The sequence below is a fragment of the Flexithrix dorotheae DSM 6795 genome (assembly GCF_000379765.1).
Classification (GTDB): Bacteria; Bacteroidota; Bacteroidia; order Cytophagales; family Flammeovirgaceae; genus Flexithrix; species Flexithrix dorotheae.
Genome location: NZ_KB903476.1, coordinates 379300 through 399954 on the forward strand (window position 1 = coordinate 379300; position 20655 = coordinate 399954).

At 34.4% G+C, this 20655-nt stretch carries 19 protein-coding genes; 10 read left to right on the forward strand and 9 right to left on the reverse strand.

Annotated elements, in window-relative coordinates; translation table 11 throughout:
• The first annotated feature begins 9 nt into the window (after positions 1 to 9).
• Together A3EM_RS0132185 and A3EM_RS0132190 are read left to right on the forward strand one after the other, a co-directional pair.
• On the forward strand, positions 10 to 801 hold the full coding sequence (locus A3EM_RS0132185) for a hypothetical protein (RefSeq protein ID WP_020532385.1): 792 nt from the start codon (positions 10 to 12) through the stop codon (positions 799 to 801).
• Positions 802 to 976: 175 nt separating this feature from the next.
• Positions 977 to 1606 (forward strand): SiaB family protein kinase, encoded by a 630-nt coding sequence (locus tag A3EM_RS0132190; protein ID WP_020532386.1) that lies wholly within the window; start codon positions 977 to 979, stop codon positions 1604 to 1606.
• A 122-nt stretch (positions 1607 to 1728) separates the two neighbouring features.
• Here the strand turns inward: A3EM_RS0132190 and rplT are convergent, their stop codons facing one another.
• The 4 genes from rplT to A3EM_RS0132210 all read right to left on the reverse strand — a co-directional run bounded on the left by rplT (position 1729) and on the right by A3EM_RS0132210 (position 3724).
• Positions 1729 to 2073 carry a 50S ribosomal protein L20 gene (rplT, locus tag A3EM_RS0132195; protein ID WP_020532387.1) on the reverse strand — a complete coding sequence of 115 codons (345 nt, stop codon included), beginning with the start codon at positions 2071 to 2073 and terminating at the stop codon, positions 1729 to 1731.
• Between the two features lie 47 nt (positions 2074 to 2120).
• Positions 2121 to 2315 carry a 50S ribosomal protein L35 gene (gene rpmI, locus A3EM_RS0132200; protein WP_020532388.1) on the reverse strand — a complete coding sequence of 65 codons (195 nt, stop codon included), beginning with the start codon at positions 2313 to 2315 and terminating at the stop codon, positions 2121 to 2123.
• 178 nt (positions 2316 to 2493) lie between these two features.
• Positions 2494 to 3030 (reverse strand): translation initiation factor IF-3, encoded by a 537-nt coding sequence (infC, locus tag A3EM_RS0132205; RefSeq protein ID WP_083925341.1) that lies wholly within the window; start codon positions 3028 to 3030, stop codon positions 2494 to 2496.
• Between the two features lie 187 nt (positions 3031 to 3217).
• Positions 3218 to 3724 carry an O-acetyl-ADP-ribose deacetylase gene (locus A3EM_RS0132210; protein ID WP_020532390.1) on the reverse strand — a complete coding sequence of 169 codons (507 nt, stop codon included), beginning with the start codon at positions 3722 to 3724 and terminating at the stop codon, positions 3218 to 3220.
• A gap of 376 nt (positions 3725 to 4100) precedes the next feature.
• On the opposite strand from A3EM_RS0132210, the gene A3EM_RS46505 reads away from it, so the two are divergent.
• The gene (locus tag A3EM_RS46505; RefSeq protein ID WP_157638192.1) at positions 4101 to 5414 is read left to right on the forward strand and encodes a GAF domain-containing protein; all 1314 of its coding nucleotides are present in this window, start codon (positions 4101 to 4103) and stop codon (positions 5412 to 5414) included.
• Between the two features lie 75 nt (positions 5415 to 5489).
• Here the strand turns inward: A3EM_RS46505 and A3EM_RS0132220 are convergent, their stop codons facing one another.
• On the reverse strand, positions 5490 to 6119 hold the full coding sequence (locus A3EM_RS0132220; RefSeq protein ID WP_020532392.1) for an AlbA family DNA-binding domain-containing protein: 630 nt from the start codon (positions 6117 to 6119) through the stop codon (positions 5490 to 5492).
• A gap of 345 nt (positions 6120 to 6464) precedes the next feature.
• Here A3EM_RS0132220 and A3EM_RS0132225 point away from each other — a divergent pair, with 345 nt between their 5' ends.
• The 3 genes from A3EM_RS0132225 to A3EM_RS0132240 all read left to right on the forward strand — a co-directional run bounded on the left by A3EM_RS0132225 (position 6465) and on the right by A3EM_RS0132240 (position 9916).
• The gene (locus A3EM_RS0132225; RefSeq protein WP_020532393.1) at positions 6465 to 7520 is read left to right on the forward strand and encodes a ferredoxin--NADP reductase; all 1056 of its coding nucleotides are present in this window, start codon (positions 6465 to 6467) and stop codon (positions 7518 to 7520) included.
• Positions 7521 to 7617: 97 nt separating this feature from the next.
• Positions 7618 to 8643, forward strand: coding sequence for an agmatine deiminase family protein (locus A3EM_RS0132230; RefSeq protein ID WP_020532394.1), 1026 nt, complete (start codon positions 7618 to 7620; stop codon positions 8641 to 8643).
• Between the two features lie 190 nt (positions 8644 to 8833).
• The gene (locus A3EM_RS0132240) at positions 8834 to 9916 is read left to right on the forward strand and encodes a sensor histidine kinase (RefSeq protein WP_052323401.1); all 1083 of its coding nucleotides are present in this window, start codon (positions 8834 to 8836) and stop codon (positions 9914 to 9916) included.
• A gap of 19 nt (positions 9917 to 9935) precedes the next feature.
• Here A3EM_RS0132240 and A3EM_RS0132245 read toward each other — a convergent pair whose 3' ends face one another.
• Entirely contained in the window at positions 9936 to 10901 is a 966-nt protein-coding gene (locus A3EM_RS0132245; RefSeq protein WP_020532397.1) for an alpha/beta hydrolase, read from the reverse strand.
• 207 nt (positions 10902 to 11108) lie between these two features.
• Positions 11109 to 11525: a hotdog fold thioesterase gene (locus tag A3EM_RS0132250; RefSeq protein ID WP_020532398.1), complete on the reverse strand. Its 417-nt coding sequence runs from the start codon at positions 11523 to 11525 to the stop codon at positions 11109 to 11111.
• A gap of 226 nt (positions 11526 to 11751) precedes the next feature.
• Here A3EM_RS0132250 and A3EM_RS0132255 point away from each other — a divergent pair, with 226 nt between their 5' ends.
• Complete coding sequence (locus A3EM_RS0132255; RefSeq protein WP_020532399.1) at positions 11752 to 12393, forward strand: histidine phosphatase family protein; 642 nt, start codon at positions 11752 to 11754, stop codon at positions 12391 to 12393.
• A 26-nt stretch (positions 12394 to 12419) separates the two neighbouring features.
• Here the strand turns inward: A3EM_RS0132255 and A3EM_RS0132260 are convergent, their stop codons facing one another.
• On the reverse strand, positions 12420 to 13112 hold the full coding sequence (locus A3EM_RS0132260; RefSeq protein ID WP_020532400.1) for an SAM-dependent methyltransferase: 693 nt from the start codon (positions 13110 to 13112) through the stop codon (positions 12420 to 12422).
• Between the two features lie 87 nt (positions 13113 to 13199).
• Here A3EM_RS0132260 and A3EM_RS0132265 point away from each other — a divergent pair, with 87 nt between their 5' ends.
• The 3 genes from A3EM_RS0132265 (at position 13200) to A3EM_RS0132275 (ending at position 16116) form a co-directional block, all read left to right on the forward strand.
• Positions 13200 to 13964: a patatin-like phospholipase family protein gene (locus tag A3EM_RS0132265; protein ID WP_020532401.1), complete on the forward strand. Its 765-nt coding sequence runs from the start codon at positions 13200 to 13202 to the stop codon at positions 13962 to 13964.
• Between the two features lie 214 nt (positions 13965 to 14178).
• Positions 14179 to 14949, forward strand: a complete 771-nt coding sequence (locus A3EM_RS0132270; RefSeq protein WP_020532402.1) for a hypothetical protein — start codon at positions 14179 to 14181, stop codon at positions 14947 to 14949.
• Between the two features lie 54 nt (positions 14950 to 15003).
• The gene (locus tag A3EM_RS0132275; protein ID WP_020532403.1) at positions 15004 to 16116 is read left to right on the forward strand and encodes a PCMD domain-containing protein; all 1113 of its coding nucleotides are present in this window, start codon (positions 15004 to 15006) and stop codon (positions 16114 to 16116) included.
• Between the two features lie 109 nt (positions 16117 to 16225).
• On the opposite strand, the gene A3EM_RS0132280 is transcribed toward A3EM_RS0132275, so the two are convergent.
• The gene (locus A3EM_RS0132280) at positions 16226 to 20467 is read right to left on the reverse strand and encodes a CHAT domain-containing protein (protein WP_157638193.1); all 4242 of its coding nucleotides are present in this window, start codon (positions 20465 to 20467) and stop codon (positions 16226 to 16228) included.
• Positions 20468 to 20655 lie beyond the last annotated feature (188 nt).

A 20655-nucleotide genomic window follows, 5' to 3' on the forward strand; every position in this document is an offset into this window, starting at 1 on the left:
TCCACCAGGATGACTCGAAAGATTAAACTATTTCATTTATATCTGATTTTTTCAATTTTCGCATTTTTTTCTTGCGAACAATTAAGTGAGGACACCTCTCCGCCAATTTTATCTGAAGAAACCTTCAGAATTCTTTTATTTAATGACAATACGAATCAATATGATTCAATCATTACCAACTTAGGGGGTATCAATAGTGACCCTGTTGAAGCTCCAAATGAGATAGTGCTAAAAGGTTTTTTTTCTGACAATGTCCTTTTGGACAGGCTTGAGTTTAAGGTAACCCCCCAAAGTCCTGTTGAAGATGATGAAAATTTCCTTTATAGTAAAAGTACTTCAATTGAAGACTTTGCCTTACCAATCTTAGGCACCTCAACAAGTTCCTTTAAAACAATTGAAATACCAGGATCAGTAAGGTCAAATACTTATGACTATTTAATGACAGTTTATGATGAAAATGGAAATGTTTCTAAAGATTATTCCTGGAGTCTGATGGTGAAAAACACTAACCCCTTGATTAAAATCAATCAAATTGGAACAGAATACAATACAGGGGAAACACTGAATATTTTGGGGGAAATTAGCGCTAAAAACAGCAAGTTTTTAAAGGAAGCATCCATTAGTTTTAGGGATACTTTAATTGCAATTGATATAGGTGAAAACCAGTCAATAGCAGAAATAAATAATTCGATTACCTTCCAGGTATCTGATGCAAGTGCGGACCTGCAAAACCTTGTGATTTCTGCAAAAGACAATACAGATAAGGTGGCAAATCTTGTAGTAAGCTTGTTAGTTCAATAAGCTTGAATTCAACTTTCTACAGCATTGGTTTCTGCATAAATTCTATTTTTTTCCGCATTGAAAATATTAATCTATACTTATTCTCGTTAAAGAACAAAAAAGGAGAAAAACACTCCATTCTTCTAAGGAAATTAAACCGGTTTTTTAATCAGAATTATAGAAATATTTTCCAACTATGACATTAAATGCTAACATCACTAAATCTGTCCTGACATTCTATCATGAAATGATGTCTAACGGTATCTCATTGGTTTACCTAGGAGAATTTAATCAGGAGATTACTAAGATGTTTACATCAATGGCAGAGGATGAAATGAAGCGCAAAAATACAGAGAGATCCACTAAGAAAAGGGTTTATCATGTAATGGTGGAAACACTTCAAAACATGAATAAACACTCTGATGGAATTTCTGAGGACAATGTTGGAAAAGGATTATTTATGATTGGAAAAAAAGATGAATCTTATTACGTAATTACATCCAATAAAATTTCCAATCATAAAATTGCCATGCTTCAAAATATGATTGAAGAAGTCAATGCTGCTTCTAAAGATGAATTAAAGCAAATGTATATGAAGCAAATTAAGGAAGGGAGATTGTCTGACAAAGGAGGTGCAGGTTTGGGAATTATCGATATAGCCAGAAAAACCGGAGAAAAATATCAATACCAATTCTTACCAATTGATGATCAGTTTTGCTTTTTCATTCTAAAAGTGGAGGTTCGTGCAAAGGATGATGAAAAAGACACCAAAGAAAAAGTTAAGACAAAAAATGAATCTGAAAAGAAAACCACTGAAGTAGTATAACTTCAGTTAAATGATAATAAAAAAAGCTCCATTTTTGTTAACAAAAATGGAGCTTTTTTATATTGAGAAATCTAAGTGTAAAACATAGTTTCTACGTTTTACACCCAAATTAAAAATTTCATTTATTTTACTTTATCCACAATAGCTTTAAAAGCCTCAGGATGGTTCATTGCTAAATCTGCTAATACCTTTCGGTTTAGATTAATTTCAGCTTTATGAATTTTTCCAATAAATTGAGAATAGGATAAACCATTCGCTCTACTTGCAGCATTGATTCTTTGAATCCATAATCCTCTAAAACTTCTTTTCTTTTGCTTTCTATCCCTGTAAGAATATACTAACCCTTTTTCCACTGCATTTTTTGCAACGGTCCATACATTTTTCCTTCTCCCCCAGTAACCTTTGGCTAACTTTAAGATTTTTTTTCTGCGGGCTCTAGAAGCAACATGATTAACTGATCTAGGCATCTTAAAATAGTTTTAAATTGTAAATAATAAATTAATTTTTTTGCAGATTAGATATTAAGCATATCCTTTACTCTGCCAACATCAGTCTTATGAACCAATCCCATTTTGGTAAGGTTTCGCTTCTGTTTTGTTTCTTTTTTAGTCAGGATGTGACTTTTAAAAGCGTGCTTTCTTTTAATTTTACCTGTACCGGTAAGTTTAAATCGCTTTTTTGCCCCTGACTTAGTTTTTACTTTTGGCATTTTTTAATAAAGTTTTTATAAACTATTATTTTCCAAAAAATCAACTCTGATTTTTTAGGTTTGCAAAAATAGTATTTAATTATAAAAAATCACAGCAAAGTCACTGAATATCTTTTATAATTTCCAGATACCTTGCTGTGAATTATTTCTAAAAAAAATTTCCGGGAATAGAAAAGGGCTATTTATTTGGAGATAACATTAATATCATCCTTCTACCTTCTTGTTTGATAGGTTGTTCGATTTTAGCCACATCCTCTAATGAGGCGGCAAATTTTTCAAGTAAAGCCCTGCCTCTGTCTTTGTAAATAATAGTTCTACCATAAAACTGAACATATGCTTTCACTTTGTTCCCCTCTTTCAGGAAATTCTCTGCATGTTTGGTTTTGAAATCCAAATCATGCTGATCCGTATTAGGTCCAAATCTTATTTCTTTAAGAACAGTTTTATGAGCTTTGGCCTTTAGTTCTTTCTGCTTTTTCTTTTGTTCATACTTGAACTTAGAGTAATCTATTATTTTACAAACAGGTGGCTTTGCAGTAGGAGAAATCTCTACTAAATCCAGGCCTTCCTCTCTTGCCAGTCTGAGGGCTTCCTGAGTTGGAAAAATTCCGGATTCAATATTTTCCCCTACAAGTCTAACCTCCCTCACTTTTATCCTTTCATTTATCCGGTATTGTAATTCGTTTGAATTAGGTCTATTATACTTTTTGATAATGTTAAACTTTAAAGTGATACTATTAAATTAATTCGCAAATATATAATAAATATAACCTTATTTTTCCAAATTGTAAATGGAGAAAGGCATATTTTATTCAAAAAATCATGGAAAAAGATCTTTGTTAATCATGTTATTCCCTAAGATTATATAGTTTATATCCAGAAAAAATTGCCATGTAATACTATTAACTTAGGCCCTTTTGATATAGCTGGAAATTTTCTTCATCAAAACAAACAAAAATTACGCTGATCTGTTCAGACCTTTTTTTAAAAAATTTCTTAACTGTACTAATGGCAATTTCCATAGCTTCTTTTTTGGGGAAACGGTATATTCCTGTGCTAATGTTTGGAAAAGCAATTGATTCTACCTTATGCTCAATAGCTAATTCCAAAGATGTCTCATAACAGCTTTTTAACAGCATGGACTCATTATTTTTCCCTCCATTCCAAACCGGACCAACAGTGTGAATCACGAACTTTGCGGGTAATTTTCCTCCTGTGGTAATCACAGCCTCTCCAGTTTTGCAGCCTCCTTGTTTTGCCCTTATGGCATAACATTCTTCCAGAATGGCAGGTCCACCAGCCTTATGAATAGCACCATCTACACCACCGCCTCCTAGCAAAGAACTGTTTGCCGCATTTACAATTGCATCCACTTCTAGTTTGGTAATATCACCCTTTATTAATTTCATAATTTCTGATTTAGATGCCGGACTTAAGTCTACAAAATTGCCTTGTTTTACTTTCTATTTCTGATTATTAAAGTAAAATAAATCTTGGAACAACTTCAAGATAACATAAATAATCCTTTCTGAATTGCATTTATGAAAACATTCCTCAACTCCCTGATTTTAAGCTTACTAATTTTTATTTTCTGAAGGAAAAGCCCGTATGTCTATCCGATTTTTTTATTTTAATATAAATGTTAATTTCAAAATATGGAATGCCGCCTTAAAGCATTTTGTAGAATATTTTACTTTTTTCCGGGAATTTATAAAATTAAGCCCAACACACCCCGTTAGAGGATTATTAAAGTTAATCAGTCCAAATAATTTCTATCAAATAGCTATGAGAAATGCTATCATCCACACAAAACAGCCCCATTCAAGAAATAATACTCTATTTTTTTTATTTGGCGCAATAATTTTTTTACTGCTACTTGTTCCTGTTTCTTTATTTTACGGAAATAATTTCACCACCTATATTTCCATTGCAGGGACTATGTTTATAGTATGCTTTACCGCATGGTATTTTAATGCAAAATTTCTTAATTCACTAAAAATTATCTCACAAAAGGCTAATGAAATTAGTAAAGGTAAATTAGATCCCATACCGGTTAATTTCAAGAACAACGAACTCAATCAAATTTCCACGACATTTAATGATCTGCTATTTGATGAAAAAAATGCGCAACAGTTTATAAATGAAATTGGCAATGGAAATTTAGAAATAAAATACAACAATCTCGATCAAGGCCTTTCCAGGTTTGGTAACAGCCTCGCACAATCCCTTTTGAGAATGAGAGATAAAATGAAAGAAATTGCAGAAAAGGAAGAGGAAAGGTCATGGATTACTACAGGATTAGCCAAATTTGCAGAAATTCTTAGGGAAAATAATCAAAGCCTTGAAGAATTGAGTAATAATATTCTGAGCAACCTGGTCAAATATATAGGAGCTGTTCAGGGAGGACTTTTCATTCTAAATGATCAGGTTGAAAATGAAGAGGATAATTTCCTTGAATTGAAAGCATGTTATGCTTACGACAGGAAAAAGTTTGTAGAGAAAACTGTCAGCTTAGGACAGGGGTTAATTGGCCAATGCTTTTTAGAAAGAGCGACTATTTACCTCACCGAAGTTCCAGATAATTATGTCAACATTACTTCCGGACTTGGTGAATCTAACCCACAAAACCTGATCCTTATTCCATTAAAAATTAATGAGGAGGTTTATGGTATAATTGAGCTGGCTTCCTTTGAAATTATTGATAAATACAAAATCGAATTCCTTGAAAAATTAGGAGAAAATATTGCTTCCTCAATTTCCAGTACAAAAACCAACGAACATACCAAAACACTTTTGGAAAGGCAGCAGGAACAAAGCGAAGAGCTCCGGGCACAAGAGGAAGAGATGCGCCAAAACCTGGAAGAACTTCAGGCTACACAGGAAAGTCAAACCAGACTTCAAAAGGAATTGCAACAGAAAGTCAGTGTTTTGGAAATTGCAAAAAAGGAGATGAACAGGATTCGCAAAACTGAGGCAGCCAAAACTAAAAAGGAGATAGAAGCAAAAGACAAGTTGGTAAAAAGCCTGGAGGAGAAACTATCAGTTTTACAGCAAAAAATGGAGGAAAAAGATGCCGAGCTGGAAGCACTAAAAAATTAGAATACAATTGAATTTAATCATATGTTTGAACAGAAGGTAGAATAATTTTTGCCTTCTGTTTTTTTATATAAAACCTTAAGCAAGACTGTAGAAGTCTTCCTTTTGAAAATCATGGAGAAACAAAAAGCCTTTATTAGCCAGGTCAATCAAATTTCTTTTTGCCCTTCTCTCTGAAATATTTACCAGTTTGGAAAATTGCTTTACTGTAATTCTTTCCTTTTCCTTTAAATAGGCGTAAAGTTTTTTCTCATTTGGAGTTAAATTTTTAGGAGCGCTTCCCGGACCAATCCCATCCAATTGTTTAATAGTTTGCTTCCCAGCCAAAATACTTTTATCATTTGCCCTTACATAAACATTCCAATTTCCACTTTTATCCAATGCAGAATGAGGCTTTTCATTACTGGAAGAAATTTTAACTATTAAAACTACCTTCCGTTCCTTATTTTCAAATTCAAAATACTCTAATTGAATGGGAGGTTTACATAAATAGGAGGCGGCTTCATCTAAACTAAACTTTTCTTCTTCAGGATCTATTCCCAAAATTTGCTTATCATCGGAAACTCCAACTAACAGCCGTCCACCTCTTGTATTAGCAAAGGCCACCAGGGTTTTTGCAATTTTATATTTATGGGAGATTGTCCTCTTAAAATCAAGTGTTTGGGATTCTCCTTTGGCAATTATTTTTAAAAGTTGGTTGTATTTCAAAGCGTTAATATTAAAACTTATGCTGAATCAAGCTTCCTTTAAACTACCTTACTGCAGCCCATTTCATATGAAGGGTATTTTTGGTTGAAATAATATCGCATAGGTATTTGATTTTTAAACTGGTTTTAAATTTAAAAAGTTTTCAAAGCCCCAGGATACCGGTACATACAGAGTTTCAAATATTTTATCAGACTAAACTTCCTTACTTGAATATTTTCTGTAGGCCATGAAAACAATATTGATTTAAATTCGGTCTTTTAACTGACATTTTAAAGGAAAAATTCAATCCATTCTTAAGTTTGGTTATCTTATTTTAAATTTGCGTCAAAAAAATAAAAAAGTCTAATGAGGGATCATATTACGCTCAAAGTAAAAAAAGTTGAGCAGGAAACCAGCGATACAGTTACCATCCACTTCAAACAACCATTATTTAAAAAGGTCAAATATAAATCAGGCCAGTTTTTAACTCTTAATCTTGAGATAAATGGTGAAAAGGTAAGCCGTTCCTACTCAATGTCTAGTGCTCCTTCATTGGACCCAACTGTAGCTGTAACTGTGAAAAGAGTGGATGGTGGGCTAGCCTCAAATTTTCTAAATGACAAAATAAAAGCAGGCGATAGTATAAAAATGTTACCACCCATGGGCCACTTTGTATTTGAGCCAAACAAGCAGGCCAAACGACACATCGTCCTATTTGGGGCCGGAAGTGGAATTACTCCTTTAATGTCAATTCTAAAATCGGCACTCAACGGAGAGCCGGAAAGTACCGTTTCACTTATTTACGGAAACAGGAAACAGGATGCCATTATTTTTAAGAAAAACCTCGATGCTTTAAAAGAAAAGTTTGGTAATAAGCTCAATATTATTAACGTTTTGAGCCAACCAGAAAATGGTTGGTCAGGCTATAAAGGGCGAATTGACAGAACAATTACCCTAAATGCGCTTAATCTTTTACCCAAACTTGATCCGGAGGCAACAGAATACTACATGTGTGGACCGGAAGGAATGATGGAAGAAGTGGAAGAAGGCTTAAAAAAATTAAAAGTACCTAAAAATAAAATTCATAAAGAAAGTTTTACCTCTTCAAATGAATCGGAGGAAGAACTCGAAAAACTTGGAAATTTAGAAGTAAGAGAAGTTACTGTAATTATTAACGAAGAACCGCACAAGTTTGAAGTTAAACCTGATCAGAGTATTTTAGATGCTGGTCTGGATGATGGTTTGGATATGCCTTTTTCCTGCCAAAGTGGTTTATGTACTGCATGTAGATGCCGAAAATTAGAAGGAGAGGTGAAGATGACAGAAAGTGATGGTTTATCTGAATCTGAAATTGAAGAAGGCTACATTCTAGCCTGTGTAGGACACCCTACAAGTGATGGAGTAGTGATTAGAGTAGAATAGAAATTAATCAATTTGTGTTTAGGTATAAAAACAGAAAAGAATCATAAATTAAAAAGTCATTCTACAAAGAATGGCTTTTATTTTTTGAAGAACAATTATGAAAACTTTAGCAAAAAGACTTCCGGCTGAGTGGGAAAAAGCAGATGCTATTCAAATAACATGGCCACATGATCATTCTATTTGGGAAGAGGAATTTGAGCATGTAACTGCCTGGTTTCAAAACTTTGCGCATCTGATAAGCGAAAGGGGAAACTTAATCCTGGTTTGCCAGAATAGAGATGTAGTGAAGACGAAGCTAAAAAGCTGTAATTGGAAAAATATTATTCTTATCGAATCGAAAACCAATGACATTTGGGCCAGAGACCATGGAGGTATTACCATTTTTGAAAATAGCAATCCTGTAGTTTTAGACTATACTTTTAACGGCTGGGGGTTAAAGTTTTCTGCTAATTTTGATAACCAAATTTCCAAAAACATAGCCAATTCCGGATTTTTCAAACCTGGTATTCACAGGAAAATAAATTTGGTATTGGAAGGAGGAGCTATCGATTCTGATGGATTAGGAACAATTCTTACTACTTCAAATTGCCTTTTATCCAACAACAGAAATGAACATTTATCCAAAGAAGAGATTGAAGCGAAATTAAAGGAGGACTTTGGCGCAAAAAAAATCCATTGGGTAGATTATGGATTTTTGGAAGGGGACGATACCGACTCTCACATTGATATGCTGGCGAGATTTACTGATGAAAACACTATAGTTTATACTTCCTGTTCGGATAAAAATGATATTCATTATGCTGAATTAAAAAAAATGGAAGATCAGCTGAAAACTTTCCTTACCTCTAAAGGAAAGCCCTACAAATTGTATCCGCTTTACCTTGGAAGATGCTTGGGAAAAAAGGGTAACCGGATGCCATCAAGTTATACCAATTTCCTGATTTTCAACCAAACTGTTTTTGTTCCACAATATGGGTTGGAAGAAGATAAACCTGCACTTGAGACCCTGAAAATATGCTTTCCAGAAAAAGAGGTATTAGGAATTAATTGCCGTGCACTAATCACTCAGGGAGGATCGCTCCATTGCGCCACTATGCAATATCCTGTGGGTGTATTAAAATAATATTTTATTTAGAGGGACTAAGCGACCTTTTATCAAAAACTTGATGGTTTTTCTAAATTTATAACCTAAAATTAAGTAGGAAATGTTGGGATCTGTTTTACCAAAAAAATCCTGATTTAGAAAAGTTGATCCACCATTCTTCCATTTCCATGGCGGTTTTTTACCCAAGAAAAATATTAAAACTACTAGAATGATGAAACTACCATTTACTTTTTCTATAGATAAGCACCTTCTGTACTGGATCTGTCAATTTAGTTTTTGGGGATTTGTTGGAATTTTCACCATACTCACCGAAGCTATTCAGGACAACCCAATTGATTTTCCATTAGTAGTTGATACAACTTTTACTATGGGTGGCTTGATGTTGGTTTCCCATTTATACAGGTACATAATTTTAAAATATAGCTGGCTGAAATTACTGTTTTTTAAATTACTAATCAGAATTGTTGTCAGTACAATCATTGTTTCCATTCTCGCTACCCCGATAAATTTACTTTCAATTTATATTTTTCGGAGGGAATCTTATTCACTCGATTCAAGTGCTATTATACAGAATGTAATATCCCTAATGATGTTTTACTTTTTTTGGGGATTAGGATATTTTCTTTACCATTATGTTTCAAGCTATAATAGAAATCTGAAATGGGAAGCATTAATTAATGAATTTGAACTTAATCAGTTAAAATCCCAGCTCAATCCGCATTTTATTTTTAATGCCCTAAATTCTGTGAGAGCCCTAATTGGTGAAAACCCGGATAAAGCGAAGGAATCCATCAATCAACTTTCAAATATTTTGAGAAATTCCATGATGATGGATAGAAAAAAGGTGATTCCTTTCAATGAAGAACTGGCAATCGTACAGGATTATCTTGCCCTTGAAAGTACTCGGTATGAAGAGAGACTAAGGGTGAGGTATAATATTGATGTCAATTCCCCAAAATACAAAGTCCCTCCCATGATGATCCAAACACTGGTGGAAAATGGCATAAAACACGGCATTGCCAAACTTAAAAATGGTGGGGAAATTGATATTGAAACCCAAATTCAAAATGATTGTCTGGTTCTCAATATCCGCAATACAGGAAAATATGAGCCGAAAATGGAAAGAAAGGAAGGCTATGGATTAAAAAGTACCAGGCAGCGATTAGATCTTCTTTACCATCAAAAGGCAAAGTTTTCCATTTCAAATGTAGAAAATTCGAAGGTTTTAACAGAGATAATAATTCCCAAATGGGATGAGAGTGATTTGGTGGTTGCCCAGGGTGGAGATTAACATCATTCCATGCAATATGTTAATTTGTCTCATTGAAGAAGTCCTTAACTAATTTCAGGTATTTATTTTTATAACTAGGGTGAGGATAAATATTTCCATGTTCATCACCATCAAAAAGCTCCAGTTTCACCCAATTATTTTCGTTGAGCTCCGAAAGCAGTAAATCTGTAGGAGTAATTTCATCTCCTATATTTTGCAAAATCAGTACTTGCTGGTCTACTTGATCTAGCAAAGCTCCCAAGCGCATATAATCCAGATATCCCTCCACCCGATTATCAAAAAGGTAAAAAGCAACATTCTGAATTATTTCAGCATAAGCATTTCCATTTCTCTGGACTTGAGCCTTCACATTGCTGTAAGGACTATCCAGAATTAACGAGGTTACATATACGTTTTTTTCCTGTAAATAACCTTGTAAATCTCTTCTTCTAACGGCAATAGCCGCACTAATGGCGCCCATTCCAACTCCATACAAAGTTACCTCTTCTATCTTCAGTTGAGTATTCAGCAATCCAACCAGGGCAGTGATGTCTTCAGAAAACTTATAACCCATTAGGGTTTCCCCCTCTTCAGAATTTCCCGAGTTCCTTAAGTCTGGCAATACAATATGGTATTCGTTTTCTAATTTTATATCTTTTATTAACTGAAGATATTTCAGCATTTCGATACGATTCGATTCACGATCGTGAATTAATACTATACACTTTTTAGCATCTACCTTACTGCTTTTGATCAACCAGCCACTAAGCTGGGTTCCATCAAAAGAATTATATTTTATCTCAATAGAATTGTTAAATCCATAATCGGATGGTGCTCCAACTCCAATTACCTTAAATTTTTCTTTGAATTCATTCCTGCTTTTTTCTAAGGAGACGGAATCATAGGTAGTAATTTCCTGAAGAAAAAGGTAGCTGGAATAAGCTCCCCAGGTAAAAAAAATCGCAAGAAAAGCACCTGAAAAAATTGCAGCCCGTTTTAAATTCATATATTCTTGATGTGTTAATCAAAATGATAAATCAAATTATCATTTTCCTAAGCTCCACTACCAATTAGGTGGAATACAATATAAATATTGTTAGTAATCCTTTTAACTATCCTTGTACCACAGATAGTATCAGGCTTGTTGATTATTTATTAACATGGTAAGTTCCAGTACTTTAGTTATTGATAAATCTCCAAAAAGTAACCCATTTTATTTTCTGTCAATAATTGAAATGGTAATTCTACTTACACAAACCAGGTCATTACTTTCATTTCTTATTTCAATTTGCCAGACATGTGTACTCCTTCCCAAATGAAAAGGCGTAACCTTGCCTACCACAAAACCTGACCTTACACTTTTGAGGTGATTGGCATTAATTTCCAAACCAACCGCAGCTTTAGTTTCATTATCAATACAACAGTTAGCCGCCACACTTCCCAGGGTTTCAGCTAATACCACAGATGCCCCCCCATGTAAAATTCCAAAAGGTTGTTGAGTTCGGTGATCTACCGGCATTTTTGCAGAAATAAAGTCCTTTCCTACCTCGGTAAATTCGATACCCAAATGTGTCACCATATTTTTTTTCATTTTATTAATGTATTCCAGGGTAACATTTGAATTGAACATATTAAAAAATTGTTTATCAGATTATAAAAAATTAATAATAAATAGAACTTTCTGAAGAAATAAAATATTTAAAAAGTACTTTTGCGGAAAATTTAACGAGGAGATGCAAATAACTGCTTTTTTTTTCTTCTAAGCTAATATTTTTTGCAATTAGCTAGTTGTTAATCAGTTATTTACGTAAAAATTCAGTCTATAATCTCTTTTCAACCCTTTAAATTCAATTACATTGGCCAGCAAAAAAATATATTTAATTCGACACGGAGAAACCGATTTCAATAAAAAGGGAATGGTTCAGGGCAGTGGGATTGATTCCAGCCTAAATCAGCTTGGAAATGCTCAGGCAAAGGCATTTTATGATCATTATGCTCATATTACTTTTGATAAAATCTATACTTCCAAATTAAAGAGAACCCATCAATCGGTTGATCAGTTTATCCAAAAAGGATTGCCTTGGCAACAACTTTGGGGGCTAAATGAAATTAGCTGGGGACATAAAGAAGGGAGAAGAATTACTGACTCCGACAATGAACAATACATTAATATGCTCTTGGCCTGGCAGAATGGTGATTATTCGCAGAAAGTAATTGGAGGTGAAAGTCCTGCCGAAGTTCAGGAGAGGCAAAAAACCGCATGGAAGTATTTAATGGAAAATGACCATGAGAAAAACATCCTGGTATGCATGCACGGAAGGGCCATTAGAATTTTACTTTGTCTTCTCCTTAATGTTGAATTGAAAGAAATGGACCAATTTGAACACCGGAATCTTTGTCTGTATTTATTAAATTATGAAAATGGCAAATATTCCGTTGAAAAAAGAAATGACATAGCGCATTTGGAAAAAATTTCCGCTTTAGAAAAAGTTTCTTAATTTCTATTTCATGTAATTCCAGGATTTTAACCAATTAAAAAAATTGTTGGTTTTTTATTTAAGTCAACTTTTTCCTTTTTCCATTCAGAAAGGTTCTGGGTTTTGATCAATTGGTGTGGTCCTGAAATATCACTAGCGATGCAAAGTCTTGTGGATGGATTTCCCACCTCTATCATGAGCTGAAATAAGGCATTATTGCGATAAGGAGTTTCCATAAATATTTGACTTTGTCCGCTTCTGTTTACCTCACTTTCCATCTTTTTTATGAAGGCAGTTCTAGGAGTTTTTTCTATTGGCAAATAGCCATGAAAAACAAAATTCTGCCCTGAGAATCCTGCTGACATCAACGCCAAAAATATAGAAGACGGGCCTGTAACAGGTTCTACTTCAATATTATGCTGATGGGCAAACGCTACTGCCAGCGCTCCAGGATCAGCAATACCCGGACAACCTGCCTCCGAAATTACCCCAACATTTTCATCTTTGGGAATCTGACTAAAGTAAGTTGTTATTTGAGCCGTTTTTGTATTTTTGTCCAGACGGAAAAATACCAATTCCCTTATATTAAGATTAAGGTTTAAACTGCTTATAAAACGTCTGGTGGTGCGTTCATTTTCTACCAGGTAATATTTCGTTTCAGCAATAATTTTATGGACAATTGGTGGAAGTAAATCTGAATTATTCTCCCCAATCGGACTAGGAATAAGGTATAATTTCATTTTTCAACTGGCTTAATAAGCATTAATTCGGGCAATTATAAAGGGTTGTAAAAAAGGGACAAAATAGAATCCTCAAATTTTTAAAAAATGGAAAAGAAAATTGGAATTTGTTTGTGTGGTGGTGGAGCTAGGGGGATTGCCCATATAGGAGTACTTAATGCCCTGGAAGACGCTGGTATTAAACCTTCAATCATTTCCGGATCGAGTATGGGGGCTATCGTTGGGACTATGTATGCAGCCGGAATTCCTCCTTTAAAAATGCTGGAAATAGTTTCCGAAACAAGTTTTGTGAAAATATTTGGCGGGTTCAGTCTTCCAAAGGGAGGCTTGTCTGAGTTAACCTTTTTGAGGAAAATGTTGATAAAGCACCTCAATATTTCCAGATTTGAAGAATTAAACCTGCCCATGTTTATCTGCACTACTAACCTAAATACAGGGAAATTTCAAATTTTTTCGGAAGGCGATTTTATTGAACCTGTAGTTGCTTCTTCTGCAATTCCACTCATTTTTAATCCGGTAACCATCAATAATCAGGTCCATGTGGATGGAGGAGTTTTAAATAATCTGCCAGTAGAGCCACTCATGGGTAATTGTGATTACCTTATTGGGGTAAATGTAAATCCTTATGGAGAAGTTGAAAATGTGAAGGGATTAAAGGAGATTGGAGAAAGAGTATTTGACCTTACCATATGGAATAATGTTGAAAACCGACTAAAATGCTGTAACCTTGTAATAGAACCCCAGCAGGTCTTTTCCCACCATATTTTTGACTGGCCTAACGCCAAACAAATTTTTTACCATGGATATTTTTCAGCAAAAGAGAAGATTCATGCCATTAAAAATGCTCCATAATAAGATTATACAAAAAACAGCTTAAAATTTAGTTTCATTAGGAGGAATTAAAATTAAAAGAAAGAAAATTTACAGCCAAAAGGTGGACTGCGATCAAAAGTTTTTAATTTAACATTATGGTGTTGTTTAAAGTTAAACCTTTCGGCTACGAATGGTCGATTTTGCTCCATACTTTTATAATTTTTTACCCTTTCAAATTAGTTGCCCACATTCCATGAAACTTTTCTACCTAATTTTATCCATTTTTATATTATCCGTAAGTTTCAGTCAGGCTCAATCAGAGGATTCTATAAAAAGTAAAAACCCTTATGATTTAATGTCCAACTACTATGATCATGGCTTCAGTCCTTTTGCAAAAAAAAACTGGTATGTTGGTTTAGCATTTTCACTAACAGATGAAAAATTTGATAATACTCCAAAACTGCTCGAAAGGGTGATTGCAGGGAATGAATTAAATTATGATCTAACTTTTAAAGGAGGTTATTTCATTGGAAACTATGTAATGGTGGGGGCAAACTTCATCTATTCCCGGGACAGATTTTCCGGACAGGTAGTTCAACAAAGTACAGATACTTTAACCAGACAAAATATTTCGAGTTCAGGTAGAATTGTACCACTTATTAAGACCTATTTTCCTCTCACTAAAAACCACAGGCTAAGCCTTTTTAATGAACTAGGGTTTGGTTTTGGCTTCGGAAATATACTTACCAGAAATATTAGAAACCAGGATGTAATAGAAAAAAGTTTTACCAATGAATTTAAATTTACTGCGGGCTTAAGCCCTGGAATTACCTTCTTTGCTATTGAAAACTTCTGTTTTGAAGTACAACTTAATAATTTAATTGGGTATGAACTCACTGTGCAAGACACAAAAACAAATGAAACGGAGTCATCCCGTACCACAAAAAATAATGTTAATTTCAGTATTAATCTTCTATCCCTAAATCTGGGACTGGCTTATTATTTTGGTGCGAAAAAACCATAACATTCATTGTATTTTCATTTTTTAATCTTCGAATAAACATTTTCCTAATAAAGTATGACAGGCGATAATCATTTTTCGAAAATAATTTCAGTAAAATTAATTTCTTTGATCCTCATTACCGGAAGCATTGTTTTAAATGGATGTTTGGAAGAAGATTTTTTTGGTTTGTCTTCTTTTGGTGAAATAAAAGAAATAGAAATAGAAAACCAGGCCAGCCAGGCAATTATAAAAAGCCAGTCCAAGGAGATCATCATTGAAATGCCAGGAGGGGTAGATATTTCAGAAGTCTCCATTCAAAAACTTACCCTTTCTTCCTTTGCCAAATCCGATAAAAATGTAGGTGATGAAATCAACCTTAATGACTCTATTACTTTTAATATCACCGCAGAGGATGGAACTTTAACAATCTGGAAAATTTTTTCAAATGTAGCTTCATCCACTCCACAAATTCCAAACAGTGATTTTAATGTATGGTACAAAACCAGTGGGGGATACTATGAACCGGGAGAAAATGCAGAGACAACTGTTTGGGGAACAGGAAATCCGGGAACGAATATACTTGGATTATTGGCAACTACTCCAATTGAAATTTCTGATGGAAACCTGGCCGCAAACATGATTACGTTAGATAACGGTAAATTATCAGGTAGTTTTGGCGCTCCAATTTCAGCAGGTTCCATCTATACTGGAAAATTTAATCCCGATAAAATTGACCTTTCCAACCCTGCAGCTGCCATCGAATTTGGGACTCCTTTTTCCGGAAGGCCAAATAGTTTTAAATTAAAATATACTTATCAGCCGGGACCTGAAAATAAGGATAAAAACGGGAACTTATTGAATTTTGATGATCAATGCGATATTTATGCCTTATTGGAGGTACGCAAAAGCAATGAAGTGCAAAGGCTGGCTACAGCCTGGTTCAGAAGTGATGAAATAATAGAAAACCCAGAAGACTTAGAAGTTCAATTTATCTATGGTGAGCTTGATAATTCCTTCCCTGAATTTATGAAACCACCAAATGGAAAATATGTCACTGGAGATTCCGTAGGATTCATTTTACCTACTCATATCACCTTTGTGGCATCTTCAAGTTTTAATGGAAATAACTTTGCGGGTGCCATTGATAGCCAGTTAATCATAGATGAACTGGAACTCAACTATAATTAATACCAAAATCAAAGAGTAGAAATTAACTTATGATAAATGGAGGAAAAAAGAACTCCCAACCCCTCTGGTTTCAGAGGGATTGGGAGTTATAATCTAAAATCAAAGTTTTTTATACTGAGCCAATCATAATAAAAGCCGCCCAGAATATGGGGTCCTTATATTCTTTTCTCAATTCTTTCTTGGCTTCTATAAATGCGGTTCTTTTATCCATTTTCTTTTCAAGCCAGTTCTTGTAGAAATACAACATCAGTTTCTGTGTAGCCTCATCCGAAACTTTAAACAAGCTCATTATAATAGAATTTGTCCCCGCCACAAGTAAAGCTCTTTGAAGACCGTATACCCCCTCACCTACTTTATTTTCTCCTCTACCAGTTTCACAAGCACTTAAAATCACCAACTCAGTATTATCCAGATTTAAACTCATAGCTTCATATGCGGTCAATACTCCATTTTCTTTATTGAAACTATAAACATTTCCATCCTCCATCAGATCTCCTGCATTCTTCAATAGTAATCCAGATCTTAACAAGGGATTATTCACCACTTTCTGATTATCAAGTATATTTTCTTTGTTGTCTTCAGTATCTGGCAGGAAAAATCCATGTGTGGCAATATGAAATATTTTTGGGCTTTTCAGCTCTTTCACCCTTTCCTCAGTGGCCTGCTTGTGCATATAAGAGACTGGCACTTCTCCTGCATCCGACCTTAAGAATTCTTCCAGTTTTTTGACTTCAACCATTGTTCCCGGAAGCTGGGAAATTTTTCTATCATTATAAATATCAAATTCTTCTTCTTTTAAATCTTTATAAAAAACAGGATTTCCAAAAAGCGCTACTTCTTTACTTTGGACATTATCAACAGTACTTTCCTCCTCCTTCACCAAATCCCTGGTATTACTTACCAGCACAATATTATTATGATCGATTACAAAATTTCCATCTTCATGGACCATCGCTTCCAAATTTATCTGGTTAAAAACGCCCTCACTTGAAAGGTAAATTTTAGAGCTTTCCGGTAAAGCATCATGGATGGGTTTCCAGTAATTGGTATAAGAGTTTTCGTCTTTAATATTATAAATGATACAATATCTATAATACCTTAAGTAATTAGTTTCCAATAAGTTACTATTTGGAAGAGATATTAATTCAGGCCTCTTGCTTTTAGGAGTAATAATTAAGGCTGAATAAACAACAGAATCTGTGAACGATTTATCAAAATAATGATGCCTGATAATTTCTACAGCGGCTTCCCCCGGTTTCAAAGCTTTCTTTACATCCTCCCATGTGGTTTCCTTTTTCTTTTTCTCAAAAAAACCTGACTTGGCACTCAGCTCTTTTTCCACATCCTCAATTTCTTTCACCAGGTGCTTTATATCAATACTCCCTTCTTTCAGTTGGTCATTGTTCATCGCCAAAGCTTTTGTAAGATCTTCTTTTTTATCAATCCATGATTCATAATTCTTTATTAGTGTGGAGTCATTACTATTCAAAATCTGATTTCTCACTTTTATAGAAGAACTTAAAAGCAAAGATTTGGTCTCCAGCGTATTATTATAAACCTGGCCAATTAGTTTTTTTCCTTTTCTTTTTTCCGATTGTGAGAAAACAAGGTTGGAATAAAAGTCATAATCATGTTTCATTAATTGCCAGTATTTGGCTTTTTCTCTTTCACTTAATGCAGGGAAAAATTCATGGATATTATTCCTGTATTTTTTCAGTACTTCATTCGTATACTTTTTGGACTTTTTAAAATCATCTAACAAATAATAAGACCGGCCCAATTTTGCCGTAGATTTGATGTAAGAAGGATGTTCGGTATTGAAAATCTTGGAAAATGATTTCCTGGAGTCTTCAAAGTACTCCTTTGCTCCTTTAAAATCCTCCCTCTTAATCTCAATATCTCCAATTAACATTTCAATTTCAGCACTATTGATATTCAGAGAAGTACCCAATTTTTGTTTCCAGATATTATCTGCTGTTTTTAATCTTGAAAAAGCCAGTTCCAATTTCTCGTTTTCCGTATTTACTAGTGCCAGATTTTTAAGGGATTCGGCATAGATCGGGTTGTTTTCCCCCAGATTGTCTGCGATGATCTTGTTCGACCTTTCTAAAAGTTTCTCAATTTCATCAAGTTCCTCCCCATTATAAAATTTGGTAAGTGCCAGTTGAGTATAAGAATTTGCCAGTTCGATATGATGCTTCCCAAAAAGCTTTTCCTCAATACCAATCACTCTTTTTATATTTTCTTCAGCACCTTCATAATCACCAATTGCATTATCAATCACCGCTTTTATCAACAAACTCTCTGTCACTTGAAAAGAGGAATCGCCAAAAATATTTTCGGCAATTTTTTGAGCTTTATTTACCAACTCTTCAGCTTCTACATACTCCCCATGGATCTGAGCCAGCCTTGCCAGTTGATTATAAGGAGTAATTAAAAATCTTGATGAATCCCCATATCTTTCCAGTCGTACCTGCAATGCCTCATTAAGCATTTCTTCCGTTTGCTTAAATCTTTCTGTTTTTATATACAAATAGGCCAGCTCGTCCACAGCTGAAGAATTCGCCTTAGCATTTATAGATTTATTATACAACTTGCTCGATTTAGACAGGAAAGATTGCGCCTGATCAAATAGCCCCATCATGGCGTAATACCTGGCTGAAGTTTCCAAAGCCTGAGAATATTCATAGGTTTTTGTTTTCCTGTTATACTCATTTTTAAAAATTTCGAGCATTAAATTGATGTTTTTGTCTGCCTCTTTAAAATCCCCTACTTTTAAATCAAGATCAATCAATCGTTCCAGGCTTATGGCATAGTTGATGTGAGATTTACCAAATTTGCCTTCGTTTATACCTACATATTTTTCTATTAAATTCCTTGCCTTTTCGTACTGTCCGATTAATTCATAAAATCCTGCATATTGGTTTAAAAACTTTCCATAGTCCACATGGTTTTCGGAGATTTTATCGGATATAACGCCATAAAAAGTTTTATCGATCAGGCTATCTACAAGCTCAAACTTATTAGTATAATTCAGGTAGTAATCTGCCAAATCCATTACGGTATATTGATACTTAAGTGATTCTTCTCCATAAATCCCTTCTACAGTTTCCAGTTGTTTTTCCAGATAGAAATATGCTTCGTCATATTTTTCATTGGCAATGGAAACATCATACAATTGTTCCAAAAGATTTACCTTCTCTTTGTGATTAGCAGGTATTTTTCCTTCAGTTTCATATAAAACCTTCAGGTCATTTAAAGATGCTTCATAGTTTTGGTTGTAATAATCCTTTTTGGCATCTAGTCTTACAGAAATTCCGTGTTGAGTTTTATCTTTCCCAAAATATTTTGAAGTATTTGTACGGAATTCCCATTGCTGAACCCTGCTTTTCCCATTATGGATGTTAATATAGTGGTCAATTAAGGTCTCGTGAATCTCCAGGAATGTTTTATGCACAAGACCAAGCCTTCTTTCTGCAAGAAAAATATTTTTCTCAAGTGATTTTCTAATTTCAGTTTCATCATCCTCTCTGTCAATCATTAAAAGGGCAATGGCTTGCTGATTTTTAATGTAAGCCAGGTCTTTATTATTCAAATGTGTCTTTATCCAGATAGAAGCCTCTGTGAGTAATTGGTTAGCCTTGTCATAGTTTCCAATTCGTCTTTGTAAATCACCAGCCAGCGTCATAACTTCTGCATATTCCCGCTTTCTTCTTCGCTCCTTAAATGGATCCAGCTTTCTTTCCTCAAACCTGTTGGAAACTTCATTATAGTACTTTTCTTTACTTACAATTCTTCTTTTTTTAGCTTCCAGTAATTCGGGAATTAATTTTTCTGCCTCCGCAAAATTTCCCCTTTCTATGTGAATGGAAGTTTCTATAAATGTCATTTGGGAGGTAAAATAGTTATCCCAATTATTTCCGTCTTTATCTAATTCTCCACCATCTGGTGCCAGTATGTCCCTGGCTGATTTCAGAAAACTTTCAGCAGTTTTAATATCGGAATAAAGAAGATACAAATAGGCAGCATCCAACACCGCCTTACCATACAAAGTATTATGCTTTCCCTTGTAGGCTTTTTTCTTAAGGGTTACGGAAATGATACTTTCAAATTCACCATACTCTCCTAAAGCTTCAAGATATTTGGCCTTATATAAATTGGCTTTTGCTACAGCCAATCCTATTCTTCTCTTATTTAATTGCTGGATTGTGGCATCACATTTTTCAAAAGCCTTTTTATAATTCCCCTCTTCATAATATCGCTCGCAAATCTCTAAGGCTCGCTCGTAGTTTTGGGCTTGGGTATGACTGCAAAAAATGAATAAAAAAAATAAGTTTAAAAATATGCGCATGGAATTCGTGGTTAAGCAGCGGCCTTTTTGGCTGAAACTGGCCACTTTTGTATGAACCTGGTACTGACCTCTCCCGAGAAAAAATCAATGCCACACCATTAACGCAATTATGTGGAAATTCGTAAGTGGATTTTTGATTGGTTGAGAAAAAACAGGAAATAATGGAATATCAATAAAAAATCCTTCCC